Here is a 15,193-nt window from a genome sequence, read left to right on the forward strand (position 1 = left end):
TTCCACACGTAGCCACAACCGCGTGAGCGGGGCTGTGGACAGCGTCCACAAGCGCTGCCGCAGCGCGCCGCCCTGCCCGCCCGGCATCCCCGTGCGGCGAAATTTAGGGTCGAAACCTCAACCACTTCGCTGTATGCCTCGCCGCGTCCATTGCCGCCCGTTCGGGGGCGCCTGCCCGCCCGGACCAACATTGCCGTTCTCTGAGGAACGCCCGAGGAACCCGTCATGCCCGCCTATCGCTCCCGCACCTCCACCCATGGCCGCAACATGGCCGGCGCCCGCGGCCTGTGGCGCGCCACCGGCATGACCAGCGAGGATTTCGGCAAGCCGATCATCGCCGTCGTCAACTCCTTCACCCAGTTCGTCCCCGGCCATGTGCACCTGAAGGACCTCGGACAGCTGGTCGCGCGCGAGATCGAGAAGGCCGGCGGCGTCGCCAAGGAGATGAACACCATCGCCGTCGACGACGGCATCGCAATGGGCCATGACGGCATGCTCTACAGCCTGCCGTCGCGCGAGCTGATCGCCGACAGCGTCGAATACATGGTCAACGCGCATTGCGCCGACGCCATGGTCTGCATCTCCAATTGCGACAAGATCACCCCGGGCATGCTGATGGCCGCGATGCGGCTCAACATCCCCGCGGTGTTCGTCTCGGGCGGCCCGATGGAGGCCGGCAAGGTCAACCTCGAGGGCAAGCTGCGCAAGGTCGACCTGATCGATGCGATGATCGTGGCCGCCGACGACAAGGTGTCGGACGCCGACGTCGAGGTGATGGAACGCTCGGCCTGTCCGACCTGCGGCTCCTGCTCCGGCATGTTCACCGCCAACTCCATGAACTGCCTGACCGAGGCGCTCGGCCTGTCGCTGCCCGGCAACGGCTCGGTGCTGGCGACGCATGCCGACCGCCGCGGCCTGTTCGTGGAGGCCGGTCACCTCGTCGTCGACATCGCCCGCCGCTACTACGAGCAGGACGATGCGTCGGTGCTTCCGCGCAACATCGCCAACTTCAAGGCGTTCGAGAACGCGATGAGCCTGGACATCGCGATGGGCGGCTCGACCAACACCGTGCTGCATCTGCTCGCCGCCGCGCATGAGGGCGAGATCCCCTTCACCATGACCGACATCGATCGTCTGTCGCGCAAGGTGCCCTGCCTGTGCAAGGTCGCGCCGGCCGTGGCCGACGTGCACATGGAGGACGTGCATCGCGCCGGCGGCGTATTCGCCATCCTCGGCGAGCTCGCCCGCGCCGGTCTCGTCCACACCGAATTGCCGAGCGTGCATTCGACGTCGCTGGCATCGGCGCTGGAGCGCTGGGACATCCGGCGCACGGCGAGCGAGAGCGTCAAGAATTTCTACATGGCCGCGCCCGGCGGCGTGCCGACGCAGGTGGCGTTCAGCCAGGATCGCCGCTACCAGGAGCTCGACCTCGACCGCGAAAAGGGCTGCATCCGCGACATCGACCACGCCTACTCCAAGGATGGTGGCCTCGCGGTGCTGACCGGCAACATCGCCGTCGACGGCTGCATCGTGAAGACCGCCGGCGTCGATGCCTCGATCCTGAAATTCGCAGGTCCCGCGCGCGTGATGGAGAGCCAGGACGCCGCGGTCGAAGCCATCCTCACCAACAAGATCAAGGCCGGCGACATCGTCGTCATCATCTATGAAGGTCCGCGTGGCGGCCCCGGCATGCAGGAGATGCTGTATCCGACCAGCTATCTGAAGTCGAAGGGCCTCGGCAAGGCCTGCGCGCTGATCACCGACGGCCGCTTCTCCGGCGGCACCTCGGGCCTCTCCATCGGCCACGTCTCGCCGGAAGCGGCCGAAGGCGGCCTGATCGGCCTGGTGCAGGAAGGCGACCGCATCGAGATCGACATCCCCAACCGCACCATTCATCTTGCGGTGTCGGATGCCGAGCTCGCCCAGCGCCGCGCCGCGATGGAGGCTAAGGGCGATCACGCCTGGAAGCCGAAGACCCGCGCCCGCAAGGTCTCGACCGCGCTGAAGGCCTACGCGGCGTTCGCGTCAAGCGCCGCCAAGGGTGCGGTGCGGATCGTGAAGTAGTTGAGTCGCGCCGCTCGCTCGGTGCACCTCGCCCCGCTTGCGGGGGAGCGACGAGCTTCGCTCGCGCTGAGAGGTCGGATTGCATCGAAGATGCAATCCGGGTGAGGAGGTACAGGTCTCACCGCGAACACTTCCCGTGCGTCTGCCCCTCACCCCGACCCTCTCCCCGTGAAGAACGGGGAGAGGGAGCGCACCGTCCGCGGAACAGCTAATCGCGTCTCGACACGTGGGCCAAGGTTTGCCGATTGGCTTGGCCGCAATAGCTCATCTCGCCCTCAATACGCCTTCGGGTCCCCGCTGTCGTTCGGCTGCGCAAACGCCTTTTTCAGCACGGGCGTCATCGGGAAGTTGAAGTTGACGCCCTTCGGCGGCACCGGGCTCATGAACCATTTCGCATAGAGCGTGGCGATCTCCGGGCTGGTGTAGAGCTTGCTGGCGGCGCGGTCGACGACGGCCTTGAAGGCGGGATCGTCCTTGCGCAGCATGATGCCGTAGGGCTCGGGCATCGAGAACTGATCGGTCGACATCGCAAAGTCGGACGGCGTCTTGGCGCTTGCGACCAGGCCGGCGAGCAGGATGTCGTCCATCACGAAGGCGTCGGCGCGGCCGTTCTCGACCATCAGGAAGCCCTCGGCATTGTCCTTGGACGTCAGGATGTTCAGGCCGAGCTGGCGCGCCGTGTTGGCCTCATAGAGCTGCTTGATGTTGCTGGTGCCCGACGTCGAGGCCACCGTCTTGCCCTTGAGATCGTCGATCGTTTTCAGCCCGCTCGCGCTCTTCGCCACGAAGCGGTTGGCGGTGAGGAAATAGGTCGGCGAGAACGACACCAGCCGCTGGCGCTCGATGTTGTTGGTGGTCGAGGCGCATTCGAGGTCGATGGTGCCGTTGGTCATCAACGGGATGCGCGTCGCCGACGACACCGGCGTCAGCTTGACCTCGAGCTTGTCGAGCTTGAGCGTCGCCTTGATCTCGTCGACGATCTTGTTGCAGATGTCGAGCGCGAAGCCGAGCGGCTTCTGGTTGTCGTCGATGTAGGAGAACGGCAGCGAGGTTTCGCGATAGCCGATGGTGACCGCGCCGGTCTCCTTGATCTTCTGCAGGGTGCCGGTCAGCTCCTCGGCGAACGCCGGCGATGCCAGCACGGTTGCGACCAGGGCGGCGTACGCGACGAGACGTGTGCTTGTCATTCGTTTCTCTTCTGAGGTGATGCGAGTGGGCTCAGCAAGGCAAGGACCGCGCCAGAGATCGGCGCCGTCCGCGATGATCAAACCATGCCTTCGGGTTCCCGTCATCCCGGCCCGCTCATCGCGCCGACCTTGCTTCGCCGTGATCGCCGGATAGTCTGAAGCTCCAGCGACTCTGGGGTTGTCATGGCGGCATTTCGTTACCTATGCATTGTCCTCGTTCTCATCGGCGCCGGCAGCACCGCCGCATGGGCCGACAAGCGCGTCGCGCTGATCATCGGCAACTCCACCTACAAGACCGTCGCCCGGCTATCGAACCCGGCCAATGATGCGAAGCTGGTCGGCGACATGTTCCGCAGCGCCGGCTTCGAGCGCGTCGACGTCAAATTGGATCTCGGCGTGCAGGAGATGCGCAGGACACTGCGCGAGTTCGGTGCGCGGGCGCGTGAGGCCGAAGTCGCGGTAATCTACTATGCCGGCCATGGCATCGAGCTCGATGGCGTCAACTATCTGATCCCGACCGACGCCTCGCTGGAGGCCGACAGCGACGTGCTCGACGAAGCGATTGCGCTGGAGCGCGTGCTGTTCGCGATCGAGCCGGCCAGGCAGCTGCGCCTCGTCGTGCTCGACGCCTGCCGCGACAACCCCTTCGCCAAGACGATGAAGCGCAGCGTCGCCTCGCGCAGCATCGGCCGCGGCCTCGCCAAGGTCGAGCCGCCGAGTCCGAACACGATGATCGCGTTCTCGGCCAAGGCCGGCTCGACCGCCGCCGACGGCGATGCCAGCAACAGCCCGTTCGCGACGGCGCTGGTGACGCATCTGCCGAAACCCGGCCTCGATCTGCGCCGCGCCTTCGGCTTCGTCCGCGACGACGTGCTGAAGGCCACCGGCTATCGCCAGGAGCCCTATGTCTACGGCTCGCTCGGCGGCAACGACGTCGCGCTGGTGCCGGCGGCGCCGGCGGCCACCGCCGCGATGGACCCGGACGCGGCGATGCGACGTGACTATGAGCTGGCCGAGCGCATCGGCAGCCAGGCCGCTTTCGACGCCTTCCTCGAGAAATATCCCACCGGCTTCTATGCCTCGCTTGCCAAGGCGCAGCGTGCCAAGCTCTCGTCCGCAGGGACGGGGGCGAAGGGAGCAGAGCCGGCGCGCGACAAGCCGGTCGAGGTGGCACGCGCCCCCGAGCCTCCGGCAACCGAGGTCACGCGCAGCCCACCCGAGCCGGCGCAGCGTGCGGACAAGCCATCGGACCCGACGGTGGTCGCGGCGTTGCCGTCTCCCGCCGAGAAGCCCGCGGCAGCCGCACCTCCGCCGGATCTGCCGCGCCTGCTCGCCGGCGAACTGCGCCGGGTCGGCTGCGGCACCGCCGACAATGCCGGCAGCTGGGACGGCCATGCGCGGCGAGCGCTGGAGCGCTTCAACCAGCAGGCGGGCACCAGGTTCGACATCAAGGTTGCCAGCGTCGATGCCCTCGACGCCGTGAAGGCCAGGACGAGCCGCGTCTGCCCGCTGGTCTGCGGCAAGGGGCAGCGCGCCGAAGGCGAGAGCTGCGTCACCGTCAGCTGTCCCGCCGGCCAGATCCGCGACGACGACGGCGACTGCGTCCGGCGCAAGGACGAGCCGGTCGCCAAGAGGCCGGAGGAGCCGACGCGGCGCGAGGAGCCGGCGCGCAAGAAGGAGCCGGCGGTGGCGATGCGCTCCGAGCCGGAGACCAAGCGCGCCAGCGGCGGCGGCCGCTGCACCAACATCAGCCAGCGCTGCGCCATCCAGATCGGCGGCCGCTGCGATGCCGCCACCGGCAAGTGGGAATACGGCCGCAACGGCGCCGGCGGCGACACGATGTCGTTCAACAACTGCCTCAGCCGGATGATGGCCGGAGGACGGTGAGCCGCGACGCGGCGAACTGCCCAACAGCGGCCCTTGCAGCGTTCAGGTGCGCATCAACCAGTTGCGGTAGGTTTGCCCGTAGCTCGTGATCAGCTTGCCCTCCGGGGTCTGGTCCGACGCTTGATCGACCGCCGCTTGGATCGCCGTCCCGAGGATGCCGTTGCCGACTGGCACGAAGGTGTTGAGCTTGGGGTTTGACAAGAGCACCCGCCCGGTCTGTGCATCGACCAGATTAGCATCCGCCTGCATGTTCGGATGGCCGCCAACGATCACGCGCTGAGCGACCGACGGGATTGCGAACTGCTTCACGACGATCTCCAGCCGCACCGGCCGCCCGCCGTTGAGCTGTCCAGCCATCGCCTTTTCGACGCCCGACTTGATCTGGGGGGCGAGCTGGGCGCGCATGAACTCCTTGCATTCCTCGCTCTTCGTATCCCCGGCGAACTGGTCGTCGGTCTGCAGCTTCGCCCGCCGATAAGCGCGCTCGCCATCGTCCCAGAGGATAACGGAATCGGGCGCGAAGCTGACGGTAACCGCGGTCAGCCGCATGGCGGCGATATCGTTCTGCGACAGCGAATTCTCGACCGTGACGCATCCCGGCAGCGTCATGAGCAGCAGTCCAACGACCGCCAGACGTCCCCAAGCCAGCAGCGCGCCGGCACCACCTCTGCAATTCGTCATCGTTACGCCCCCACTGCAACTTTTGATTGTAATTCGATGATCACGCCCCCCGTGACCCCTCCCCGGCGAACTAACATGAAACCGTACACTGCGCGAGCAGCGCAGCCGGCTCATGAGCCGAAAGCCGAGCGCCTGTGACGTGCATGCCTCATCGGCAGCATCACCACGGGCCAGGAGCGCCCCTTGCGGCGCGTAGCGAACCATGGCGCCGCGGCCGGCTGTCTGGATCAGGCGCCCCCGGGCGATCGTTCTCTCCGGCATCACCCGGCCGTGCCACGCGCCGGTCCTGGCACGCAGATCGAATCCAGCCCAGAATGCGCGCGAGCCGAGACAAGGAAGGCGCGCATGCTGTTCATGGTGATCGAACGTTTCAAGGACCGCGATCCGATCCCGGTCTACCGCCGCGTGCGCGACCCCGGCATCACATTTCCCGACGGCCTGAAATATCTCGGCAGCTGGATCGAGCCGAATTTCGACCGCTGCTTCCAGCTGATGGAATGCAACGACGCCCGGCTGCTGCAGCAATGGATTCTATCTAACGCCCGCGACACCGGCATGACCTTCGAGATCGTGCCTGTCGTCACCAGCGCCGAGACCCGCGAGGTGGTGGCGCCATTTCTGGATGAGCGCTGAGGCGCAGGCGGGAGATGTTCGACATCCTGACGCAGATGATCGCAGTGTGCCTCGTCTCCTATGCGATCGCGGTGCTGATGCCGTCGTGGCGCGCGCTGCTGGCGGCAACGCTGCTGCTCGCGCTGGCGACGATGATCGGCGGCCTGCGCGAATGGTGGACGCCTGAGCAAGGCGGCTGCAACCGCGCCTGTACGCTGAAAGATCTGCTCGACATCCCGATGCTGCCGTTCGCAAGGGCGGGCTTCATCGTCGGAGCCCTTGTTCGGGCCCTCACGTTCCTGCCGCGGGCTCGCGGCCTGTCGTCACGAGCCATCATCATGACCTGCATCGCCGGGGCCGCTGTCGCGCTCGCCATCATCTTGTTCGCGCCGGGCCTCGTCTACTGGCGGCCGCTGCGATTCCTCTAGGACGAAGACGGCGTCGTTGATTGCCGGGGTGAGCTGCGATGGCCTACACTGCGTCTCGTGTCGGCTCGCGAGGACGAAAGGCTGGCGTCGTGGACTGGTTCGAACGGCTGACGGGCTTCAAGGAGACCGACTACGCCTCGACGCGCGCCAGGCTGGCCTGCGAAGACGGACGGCTGACATCTCTGGTCAATGGCAAGAGCTACCAGGCTGGACGACTGGAGCTGCCGAAATTGTCGGAGCTCCGGACCAGGGTCCAAGGCACGGCGTGCAGAACCGGGCGGCTTCGCGTGAATCTGGTCAGCGGCGATGTCCGGACGCTCCATCTGGTGCCGGAATTCGCCGGGGCGCTGTTCCAGGTCGCCTCGCAGTTCAACCTGCTGGAGATGATGGGCCCCCACGCGACGCCGGAGGACGGCGTGACGATCTACCAGCACGATCAGACGCAGGGTCCCGCCTGCGCGATCGCCGCCGGCGCCGCGACGATCTACCGGAACTACTTTGCCCCGGTCGGCGACCAATCGGGCCAGACCCGCGACCGTCAGCTCGACGCGCTCGCGGATGTCAGGGCGGCGCTGACACCTCGCCTGCCCCACGGCGGCGAGTTGTGGGCGATGACGAACGGTTATGCGCTGTGCACGCGCACCGGACTCGACACCATCACGGCCATCCTCGACGCCAGCGATGGCGATGAAATCGACGCATTGCGCGGACAGCTTCGGATCGGCCTGCATTCCGATGTCGAGCTGACCGACGCGGAAGAGCCGAGACCGACGGTGTCGCAGGCCTTCTGCTCCGCGCTCCCCGTGGCCTACTGCTCGCCCGCGCCCCGATATTGGGAAACGTTCGCTCGCCTCATCCTGGAGGCCACCTACGAGGCAACGATCTGGGCAGCCGTGTTCAACGCCGTCAGCGGCTCGAACATCGTCCTGCTCACCAGCGTCGGCGGCGGCGCATTCGGCAATGAGGAGGCCTGGATCGAGCACGCGCTGCGCCGCGCGCTGTTGCTGGCGTCCAGCTTCGATCTCGATGTCAGGCTCGTCAGCTATGATCGCCCGACCGAGACCTTCCTGCGGCTTCAGCAGGAATTCGGCCGCTGAGCAAACTGACGGCGCGCCTGTATTTGCTCATCGCCTTCGTTCAACTGTAGGGTGGGCAAAGGCGCAGCCGTGCTCTTTCCACGATCGCGATCGTCGTGGCGCCGTGCCCACCATCTATCCGATTGCTCTGCCGCGCGACGGTGGGCACGCTGCCGCCTTGCGGCGGCCGCTTTGCCCACCCTACGACAAGCCCGCTACCCCTCGAACGAGAACAGCTCGATCGGGTCGCTGAAGCCGCGCACCGGAAATTCGCCGACGCGCTCGAGTGCGAACTCGCCTTCGAGATGCTCGGCGAAGGCGCGTGACAGCAGCACGTTGCGGCCGACCTGCTTGGTCAGTGCTTCCATGCGCGAGGCCATGTTGACCGCCGGGCCGATGACCGTGAAGTCGAGCCGGCTGAGCGAGCCGATATTGCCGTACATGACGTCGCCGAGATGCACGCCGATGCCGTAGTTGAGCGGCGCGCGGCCGGCCGCGGCGTTGCGCGCGTTCAATTCCGCCATCGCCTTGCGTGCATCGCTCACCGCATACAGCAACTTGGCGCAGGCCTGCGACTGGCTGAGCGGAAAGATCGCGAGCAGGCCATCGCCGATGAACTTAAGGATCTCGCCGCCATGCCGGGTGATCGGCTCGACCATCGCGTCGAAATAGCCGTTGAGCAGATCGATGACGTCGTCGCGCGGCCAGCTGTCGGAGATCCGGGTGAAATCCCGGAGATCGCAGATCATGATGGCGGCGCGCACGGTGGTGCCGCTGCCGCGCCGCGTGGCGCCGGCCAGGATCATCTCGCCGGCATGCGGCCCGACATAGGTTTCGAGCAATGTGCGCGCCAGACGGTTCTTGATCCGGATCTCGCTCACCAGCGCCAGCACCGGCATGAGCCGCAGCAGGGCGTCGATATGCGCCGGCTCGAACCCGCCGCGCCGGTCGGTCGCGAAGGTGACGATGTGGCGCTTGCCGAGCGTGTGGTACATCGGCCAGGCAACGTAGTCGGTGAGGCCCTGCGCCCGCATCTCGTCATAGATCGCGTGCTGGCGGCCGAGCTTGGGATCGCGGGCCAGGTTCTCGCGGATCTCGTCGGCGCCGCCATGGATTTCGCTGGCCGGGCTGCCGACGAATTCCGATCGCTCCCGCACGTCGTAGTCGACCCGGGCGATGTCGGCGCCCTCCATGCCGTCGCTCCACAGGATGCGGGCGCCGAACCATTGCGGGTGATTGATCTGCACATGCAGCGAGGCCCGCTTCACCGGAACGCCGGCCTGCCGCAGGCGAATGCACATCTGGGCAAAGATGTTGTCGATGAAGCGCTCGTCGCGGGTGCCGTTGGTGAGCCAGTCCACAACGTCGGCGGGAAGGTGCTGGCCGGGGACGGGATGGGCGTCGGCTGCGGTCATGGGGGTCTCCTGGGCATCCTGAGCTTGACAATTCCCGGAGATGTCGTGTCGCAGCGCGAAAGAGTCAATCGGCGTCATGTCTCACCTGTCCGAATGAGCAGGCCGAGAGCAGTCGGACGGATGCCGGGCCAGGTTCCCGACTGCATCAATCAAACAGGCTGGATCTGATCTGGCGCGCGTGGTGTAACACGCCGCGGATCTCCACCACGTCAACCGACACCGTGTAGTAGACGACGTGCGCCTGGAAGCGAAACCGTCGCAGCCCTCGACGGAAATCCTCGGCGGATTGGCCAATGGCAGGAAAATCTGCGAGCAATTCGAAGGTTCGGATCAGTCCGGACGCATAGGCTTCCGCCTGATAAGCTCCAAACTGGCTCTCTGTGTACTCGTAAATTTGCACGATCTGACTTCGCGCACGAATGCTGAGGCGGTAGCTACCCACGGCGCGCCGCGGCGCGCTGCCGGGCGGCCGCAATGATGTCTTCGGCGGTCTCGTCGGTGAACGTCTCGCAGTCCGGATGCGCGAAAAACTCTCTGACGCGCGCGATCTGCTCGTCTCGCGTCAACGCATTCCATTCTGCGAGTTCCGCGGCGCTGGGCGGTAACGCCGAAGGGTACGCGTCGGTCTTCGTTTCGGACATCGATTTTTCCAAGGACACGGCCCGTCAAAGCGACCGATTGAAAATATAGCATTCGTCAGCGGATTTTGCGAGGCTGGTTCTGCGACCCGTCATGCACTGTGACATCGTCGAGCAACGGTCCCGCGCCCCATTTGTCCTGATTTGTCCGACGAGCGGCAGGGCGTGCCCGGACGGGACTGGAGCGCTCCATCGGCCGATCTGCATCGGATGCGAGTGAAATCTGAATTCAACAATGCGCCCAACGACATCGCTCATTTCAAGAGCCCGGCGCAAAAATAATTCACTTCCGAAAATCAGCAATTCATGCCTAACTGTCTGCGTTCCGGTCCGGATGAGGGGCGTACGCGTCGTCACGAAACGTTGGGCCGGCAATGCGGTGGACGTGAGGGCATCAGCGCGCCGGATGGTGCGGACGAATGATGGTCTCGCGGACGTGAAGTCGCGTGGTCCTGACACCCCGAAGCTGGTGTCCCGCGCGCAATGCGCGTAAGCGCGTTGTCGCGCCACGGTGGCCAACAAGCCCGGTGCACCGAGGAGATCGCGTATAAGCGTTAAAACCGCCGCGCAGGGAATGCCGGATGAACCGGCTTTGCCTGTGGTACCTGCCGCCTGCATTTTGTTCGCAGGCGGGCCATGGGTGAGGCCCTCACCCGGCATTCCCTGCGCCCTCATCATTTGTCGAGGGCGGACGACGAGCAGACCTCGGGCACGATGTGCCGCGAGACTACGAACTCATGTCCGTGCTGTTTGAGACTGTGAAATCGACCGCCAGCGATGCTGCCGTAGGGTGGGCAAAGGCGCGCCTCCGATCTGCGTTGCGAGCCAGGCTCCATCCCGCGCCGTGCCCACCATGAAGTTCCGAGTATGCCGATGCACGGTGGGCACGCGACCGCCCTGCGGGCGTCCGCTTTGCCCACCCTACAGACTACAAACTGCGCCGTCGTCCCGGACAAGCCACGACGCGCACCAGCGCGGCGTGAGGCCGATCCGGGACCCATACGCCGCACTGCTCCTTGGAAGCACGAAAAGAATCGAAAAATTCCACATGCGATTGCCCTGCCCTGGAGGGGAGGGTGGCAGCAGGGCGAAAACCGGAGTCATGTATGCCGCCCCCTACCCGCCGGGCTGGTCGTCGTGCTCGGCCTGGGACAGTTCGGCGAGGGCGAGGTCGCCGGAGTCCGCCATGCGGGCCTTGGCGATGGTGGTGACATGCGCGGCGAGCGCGGGCATGCGGGTGATCAATGCGTGGAAATCCTGGGCGTCGAGCACCAGCAGCCGCGTCTTGCGCGTGGCCTTGACGGTGCCGGAGCGCTTGGTCCGGTGCAGCAGCGCGATCTCGCCGAAGAAGGTGCCGTCGGCGAGCCGCACGCATTGCGTCGGCAGCTCGATCTCGACCTCGCCCGCGGTGATGAAATACATCGACGAGGCGACGTCGCCGCGGCGAACAAGAATTTCGCCCGCCTCGACGGTGCGTGCGCGCAACAGACGCATGATGTCGGCGATCTCCGACGCCGAAAGATGCGAAAACAGCGGCACCCGCGCCAGCATGCCCCAGGTGACGACGAAGTCGCGCCGCTTCACCTCGTCGGCGAACGCATTGGAGATGATGGCGACCGGCAGCGCGATCATCGCAAGGCCGCCGACGATGGTGAACACCGAGATCGCCTTGCCGAGCGCCGTCACCGGCACCACGTCGCCATAGCCGACGGTGCCCAGCGTCACGATCGCCCACCACATCGCATCGGGAATGGTGCCGAACTTCTCGGGCTGCACGTCGCGCTCGACGGCGTAGAGCAGCGAGGCGAACAAGAGCACGGCGCCGGCGAGGATCACAAGGCAGCCGACCAAAGTGCGACGCTCGGCCTGGATCGCCGCGAGCAGCGAGCGCATCGCCGGCGAATAGCGCACCAGCTTGAAGAACGGCAGCACCGCGAGCATCGCCAGCATGGCATGATCGCCGAACAACAGCACCAGCGCGGCCGGCAGGAAGGCCAGGAGATCGATGACCCCGAGCGCCGAGAAGGCGTAGTCGAGCCGGTCGCGCAGCGCCGAGACGTGGCGCGGCGTGTGGCCGGCGACGCTCCAGAGCCGGGCAAAATATTCGAAGCCGAACACCAGCACGGCCATGACCTTCACCGCGGTGAAGGTCGGCCCGAAGCGGGCATCGAGATGCGGCACCGAGGCGAGGATCGTCGCCAGTACGTCGGCGAAGATCACGATGACGATCATGCGCACGAAGCGCGAGCCGACCGAGAGCGGCAGATGATCGTGCTCGAGCAGCTCGTAGAGCCGGTCCCGCAGATCGGGGTCGCGAACGCTCTCGCCGGGCCCGAGCGGCGGCACGATCAGCCTGCCTTGCTGATCGCGCTCTCGATCGCGGCCAGCGCGGCTTCCGCTTTGCTGCCATCCGGGCCGCCGGCCTGGGCCATGTCGGGACGGCCGCCGCCGCCCTTGCCGCCCAGCGCCTCGGAGGCCGCGCGCACCAGCTCGACCGCGTTGAAGCGCGACGTGAGGTCGGCAGTCACGCCGACCACGACGCCGGCCTTGCCGTCCTCGCTGCGGCCGACGATGGCGACGATCCCGGAACCGATCTGCTTCTTGGCCTCGTCGACCAGCGACTTGAGATCCTTCACCTCGACGCCCTGGACCGCGCGGGCCATCAGCTTGACGCCGTTGACCTCGCGCACGCCGGAGTCGGCGCCGCCGGCCGCAGCGCCGCCACCCATCGCGAGCTTCTTGCGCGCATCCGACAGCTCGCGCTCGAGCTTCTTGCGCTCCTCCATCAGCGCGGTGATGCGCGCCGGCACCTCGTCGACCGCGGTGCGCAGCTCGGCCGCGGCAGCCTTGGCGAGCGAGAGATTGTGGTTGGCATGGGCGCGGGCGCCACGCGCCGTCAGCGCCTCGATACGGCGGACGCCGGAGGCGACCGCGCTCTCGGAGGTGACCGCGATCAGGCCGATGTCGCCGGTGCGCTTCACATGGGTGCCGCCGCACAGCTCGACCGACCAGCCCATCGCGTTAGCGCCGTGGTCGCGGGCGACGTTGCCCATCGAGACGACGCGGACCTCGTCGCCATATTTCTCGCCGAACAGCGCCCGGGCGCCGGCCTCGCGGGCATCGTCGAGCCCCATCAGCCGGGTCGTGACCTCGGCGTTCTCCAGCACGACGTCGTTGGCGATGTCCTCGACGCGGGCGAGTTCCTCCGGAGAGATCGGCTTCGGATGGACGAAGTCGAAGCGCAGGCGGTCGGGCGAGACCAGCGAGCCGCGCTGGGCGATGTGGTCGCCGAGCACCTGGCGCAGCGCCTCGTGCAGGATGTGGGTCGCCGAGTGATTGGCGCGGATCGCCGAGCGCCTGGAATGATCGACGTCGAGCTGCAGCGCGGTGCCGAGCTTGAGCGTGCCCTGCTCCACCGTGCCGATATGCACGAACAGGTCGCCGGCCTTCTTCTGGGTGTCGGTGATGCGGACGCGGACGCCGTCGCCGGTCATCACGCCGGTGTCGCCGACCTGGCCGCCGGACTCGCCGTAGAACGGCGTCTGGTTGAGCACGATGACGCCGCTCTCGCCGGCCTTGAGGCTGTCGACTTCGGCGCCGTCCTTGACCAGCGCGGTGACCGCTCCCTCCGCCGTCTCGGTGTCGTAGCCGAGGAACTCGGTGGCGCCGAGCTTCTCGCGCAGCGGGAACCAGACCGTCTCGGTGGCCGCCTCGCCCGAACCCGCCCAGGCGGCGCGCGCCTTCGCCTTCTGACGCTCCATGGCGTCGGTGAAGGACGCCTGGTCGACGCTGATGCCGCGCGACTTCAGCGCGTCCTGCGTGAGATCGAGCGGGAAGCCGTAGGTGTCATACAGCGTGAAGGCGACGTCGCCGTCGAACATGTCGCCCTTCGTGAGCGTCGACGACTTCTCGTCGAGAATGGCAAGTCCGCGCTCCAGCGTCTTGCGGAAGCGCGTCTCTTCGAGCCGCAGCGTCTCCTTGATCAGCGACTCGGCGCGGATCAGCTCGGGATAGGCCTGACCCATCTCGCGGGAGAGCGTGCCGACCAGCTTGTGCATCAAGGGCTCTCGGGCGCCGAGCAGCTGGGCGTGGCGCATCGCGCGGCGCATGATCCGGCGCAGCACATAGCCGCGGCCTTCGTTGGACGGCAGCACGCCGTCCGAGATCAGGAACGACGAGGCGCGGAGGTGGTCGGCGATGACGCGCAAGCTCGCCTTCTGCGGGCCGTGCGGATCGGCATTGGTGAGGTCGGCGATGGCGCGGATCAGCGCGACGAACAGGTCGATGTCGTAATTGTCGTGCTTGCCCTGCAGCACCGCGGCGACGCGCTCGAGGCCCGCGCCGGTATCGATCGACGGCTTCGGCAGGGGATTGCGCACCCCGCCCTCGAGCTGCTCATACTGCATGAACACGAGGTTCCAGATCTCGATGAAGCGGTCGCCGTCCTGCTCGGGCGATCCCGGAGGGCCGCCCCAGATCTTGTCGCCATGGTCGTAGAAGATCTCCGAGCACGGACCGCACGGGCCGGTGTCGCCCATCTGCCAGAAATTGTCCGAGCCGGCGATGCGGATGATGCGCGACTCAGGCAGGCCCGCGATCTTCTTCCAGAGCCCGAACGCCTCGTCGTCGTCGATATAGACGGTCGCGGTCAGCTTGTCCTTCGGGAGGCCGAACTCCTTGGTGACGAGCTTCCAGGCGAGCTCGATGGCATTCTCCTTGAAGTAATCTCCGAACGAGAAGTTGCCGAGCATCTCGAAGAAGGTGTGGTGCCGGGCGGTATAGCCGACATTGTCGAGATCGTTGTGCTTGCCGCCGGCACGCACGCATTTCTGCGACGTCGTGGCGCGGTTGTAGGGCCGCTTCTCCACGCCGGTGAAGACGTTCTTGAACTGGACCATGCCGGCGTTCGTGAACATCAGGGTCGGATCGTTGCGCGGCACGAGCGGCGAGGACGGCACGATCTCGTGGCCGTTCGCAGCGAAGAAATTGAGGAAGGTCGACCTGATCTCGTTGACGCCGCTCATAGCAATCCAATCGAAGAAGTCCGGGAATTCGGCGGCAATGCTTTTAGACAAGGGACTATCGCGTGTCCAGAAACTGTGCAGAAACATCATGGGGTTGCTGCACGGCTCCTAAAGCTGGTTGAAAGCCATGGTGACGCGTTGACAGCTCCCGTTCCCTGGTGTTTGGTCGGCGGCACTGACG

12 protein-coding genes are annotated in these 15,193 nt (G+C 66.3%); 5 read left to right on the forward strand and 7 right to left on the reverse strand.

Annotation, left to right across the window (positions count from 1 at the left end):
• Positions 1-225 precede the first annotated feature (225 nt).
• Positions 226-2,064 (forward strand): dihydroxy-acid dehydratase, encoded by a 1,839-nt coding sequence (ilvD, locus tag ACQR07_RS04205; protein ID WP_434901100.1) that lies wholly within the window; start codon positions 226-228, stop codon positions 2,062-2,064.
• Between the two features lie 275 nt (positions 2,065-2,339).
• On the opposite strand, the gene ACQR07_RS04210 is transcribed toward ilvD, so the two are convergent.
• Complete coding sequence (locus tag ACQR07_RS04210) at positions 2,340-3,251, reverse strand: amino acid ABC transporter substrate-binding protein (protein WP_434901101.1); 912 nt, start codon at positions 3,249-3,251, stop codon at positions 2,340-2,342.
• A 183-nt stretch (positions 3,252-3,434) separates the two neighbouring features.
• On the opposite strand from ACQR07_RS04210, the gene ACQR07_RS04215 reads away from it, so the two are divergent.
• A complete protein-coding gene (locus ACQR07_RS04215; RefSeq protein WP_434901102.1) occupies positions 3,435-5,138 on the forward strand; it encodes a caspase family protein in 1,704 nt (567 codons plus the stop codon).
• Between the two features lie 42 nt (positions 5,139-5,180).
• Here the strand turns inward: ACQR07_RS04215 and ACQR07_RS04220 are convergent, their stop codons facing one another.
• Complete coding sequence (locus ACQR07_RS04220; protein ID WP_434901103.1) at positions 5,181-6,080, reverse strand: DUF6778 family protein; 900 nt, start codon at positions 6,078-6,080, stop codon at positions 5,181-5,183.
• A gap of 84 nt (positions 6,081-6,164) precedes the next feature.
• On the opposite strand from ACQR07_RS04220, the gene ACQR07_RS04225 reads away from it, so the two are divergent.
• From ACQR07_RS04225 to ACQR07_RS04235, 3 genes are all read left to right on the forward strand, one after another.
• Positions 6,165-6,452: a DUF3303 domain-containing protein gene (locus tag ACQR07_RS04225; RefSeq protein ID WP_434901104.1), complete on the forward strand. Its 288-nt coding sequence runs from the start codon at positions 6,165-6,167 to the stop codon at positions 6,450-6,452.
• Positions 6,453-6,466: 14 nt separating this feature from the next.
• Complete coding sequence (locus ACQR07_RS04230) at positions 6,467-6,859, forward strand: hypothetical protein (RefSeq protein ID WP_434901105.1); 393 nt, start codon at positions 6,467-6,469, stop codon at positions 6,857-6,859.
• Positions 6,860-6,948: 89 nt separating this feature from the next.
• Positions 6,949-7,956: a hypothetical protein gene (locus tag ACQR07_RS04235; RefSeq protein WP_434901106.1), complete on the forward strand. Its 1,008-nt coding sequence runs from the start codon at positions 6,949-6,951 to the stop codon at positions 7,954-7,956.
• A 194-nt stretch (positions 7,957-8,150) separates the two neighbouring features.
• Here ACQR07_RS04235 and ACQR07_RS04240 read toward each other — a convergent pair whose 3' ends face one another.
• From ACQR07_RS04240 to alaS, 5 genes are all read right to left on the reverse strand, one after another.
• On the reverse strand, positions 8,151-9,350 hold the full coding sequence (locus ACQR07_RS04240) for an adenylate/guanylate cyclase domain-containing protein (protein ID WP_434901107.1): 1,200 nt from the start codon (positions 9,348-9,350) through the stop codon (positions 8,151-8,153).
• Positions 9,351-9,495: 145 nt separating this feature from the next.
• Positions 9,496-9,792, reverse strand: a complete 297-nt coding sequence (locus ACQR07_RS04245) for a type II toxin-antitoxin system RelE/ParE family toxin (protein WP_434901108.1) — start codon at positions 9,790-9,792, stop codon at positions 9,496-9,498.
• Complete coding sequence (locus ACQR07_RS04250) at positions 9,785-9,991, reverse strand: hypothetical protein (protein ID WP_434901109.1); 207 nt, start codon at positions 9,989-9,991, stop codon at positions 9,785-9,787. Before ACQR07_RS04250 ends, ACQR07_RS04245 begins: the two co-directional genes overlap by 8 nt.
• A gap of 1,113 nt (positions 9,992-11,104) precedes the next feature.
• Positions 11,105-12,334 carry a cyclic nucleotide-gated ion channel gene (locus tag ACQR07_RS04255; protein WP_434901110.1) on the reverse strand — a complete coding sequence of 410 codons (1,230 nt, stop codon included), beginning with the start codon at positions 12,332-12,334 and terminating at the stop codon, positions 11,105-11,107.
• Positions 12,335-12,336: 2 nt separating this feature from the next.
• Positions 12,337-15,012 carry an alanine--tRNA ligase gene (alaS, locus tag ACQR07_RS04260; RefSeq protein ID WP_434901741.1) on the reverse strand — a complete coding sequence of 892 codons (2,676 nt, stop codon included), beginning with the start codon at positions 15,010-15,012 and terminating at the stop codon, positions 12,337-12,339.
• Between the last annotated feature and the right edge of the window lie 181 nt (positions 15,013-15,193).

It is taken from the genome of Bradyrhizobium sp. HKCCYLS20291 (genome assembly GCF_051167715.1).
GTDB lineage: Bacteria > Pseudomonadota > Alphaproteobacteria > Rhizobiales > Xanthobacteraceae > Bradyrhizobium.

Excerpts from the sequence above, each read along its gene's own strand:
- ACQR07_RS04225 (WP_434901104.1), top strand. The coding sequence starts at position 6,165 with ATGCTGTTCATGGTGATCGAACGTTTCAAGGACCGCGATCCGATCCCG.
- ilvD (WP_434901100.1), top strand. The coding sequence starts at position 226 with ATGCCCGCCTATCGCTCCCGCACCTCCACCCATGGCCGCAACATGGCC.
- ACQR07_RS04210 (WP_434901101.1), bottom strand. The coding sequence starts at position 3,251 with ATGACAAGCACACGTCTCGTCGCGTACGCCGCCCTGGTCGCAACCGTG.
- ACQR07_RS04220 (WP_434901103.1), bottom strand. The coding sequence starts at position 6,080 with ATGCCGGAGAGAACGATCGCCCGGGGGCGCCTGATCCAGACAGCCGGC.
- alaS (WP_434901741.1), bottom strand. The coding sequence starts at position 15,012 with ATGAGCGGCGTCAACGAGATCAGGTCGACCTTCCTCAATTTCTTCGCT.
- ACQR07_RS04230 (WP_434901105.1), top strand. The coding sequence starts at position 6,467 with ATGTTCGACATCCTGACGCAGATGATCGCAGTGTGCCTCGTCTCCTAT.
- ACQR07_RS04240 (WP_434901107.1), bottom strand. The coding sequence starts at position 9,350 with ATGACCGCAGCCGACGCCCATCCCGTCCCCGGCCAGCACCTTCCCGCC.
- ACQR07_RS04215 (WP_434901102.1), top strand. The coding sequence starts at position 3,435 with ATGGCGGCATTTCGTTACCTATGCATTGTCCTCGTTCTCATCGGCGCC.
- ACQR07_RS04250 (WP_434901109.1), bottom strand. The coding sequence starts at position 9,991 with ATGTCCGAAACGAAGACCGACGCGTACCCTTCGGCGTTACCGCCCAGC.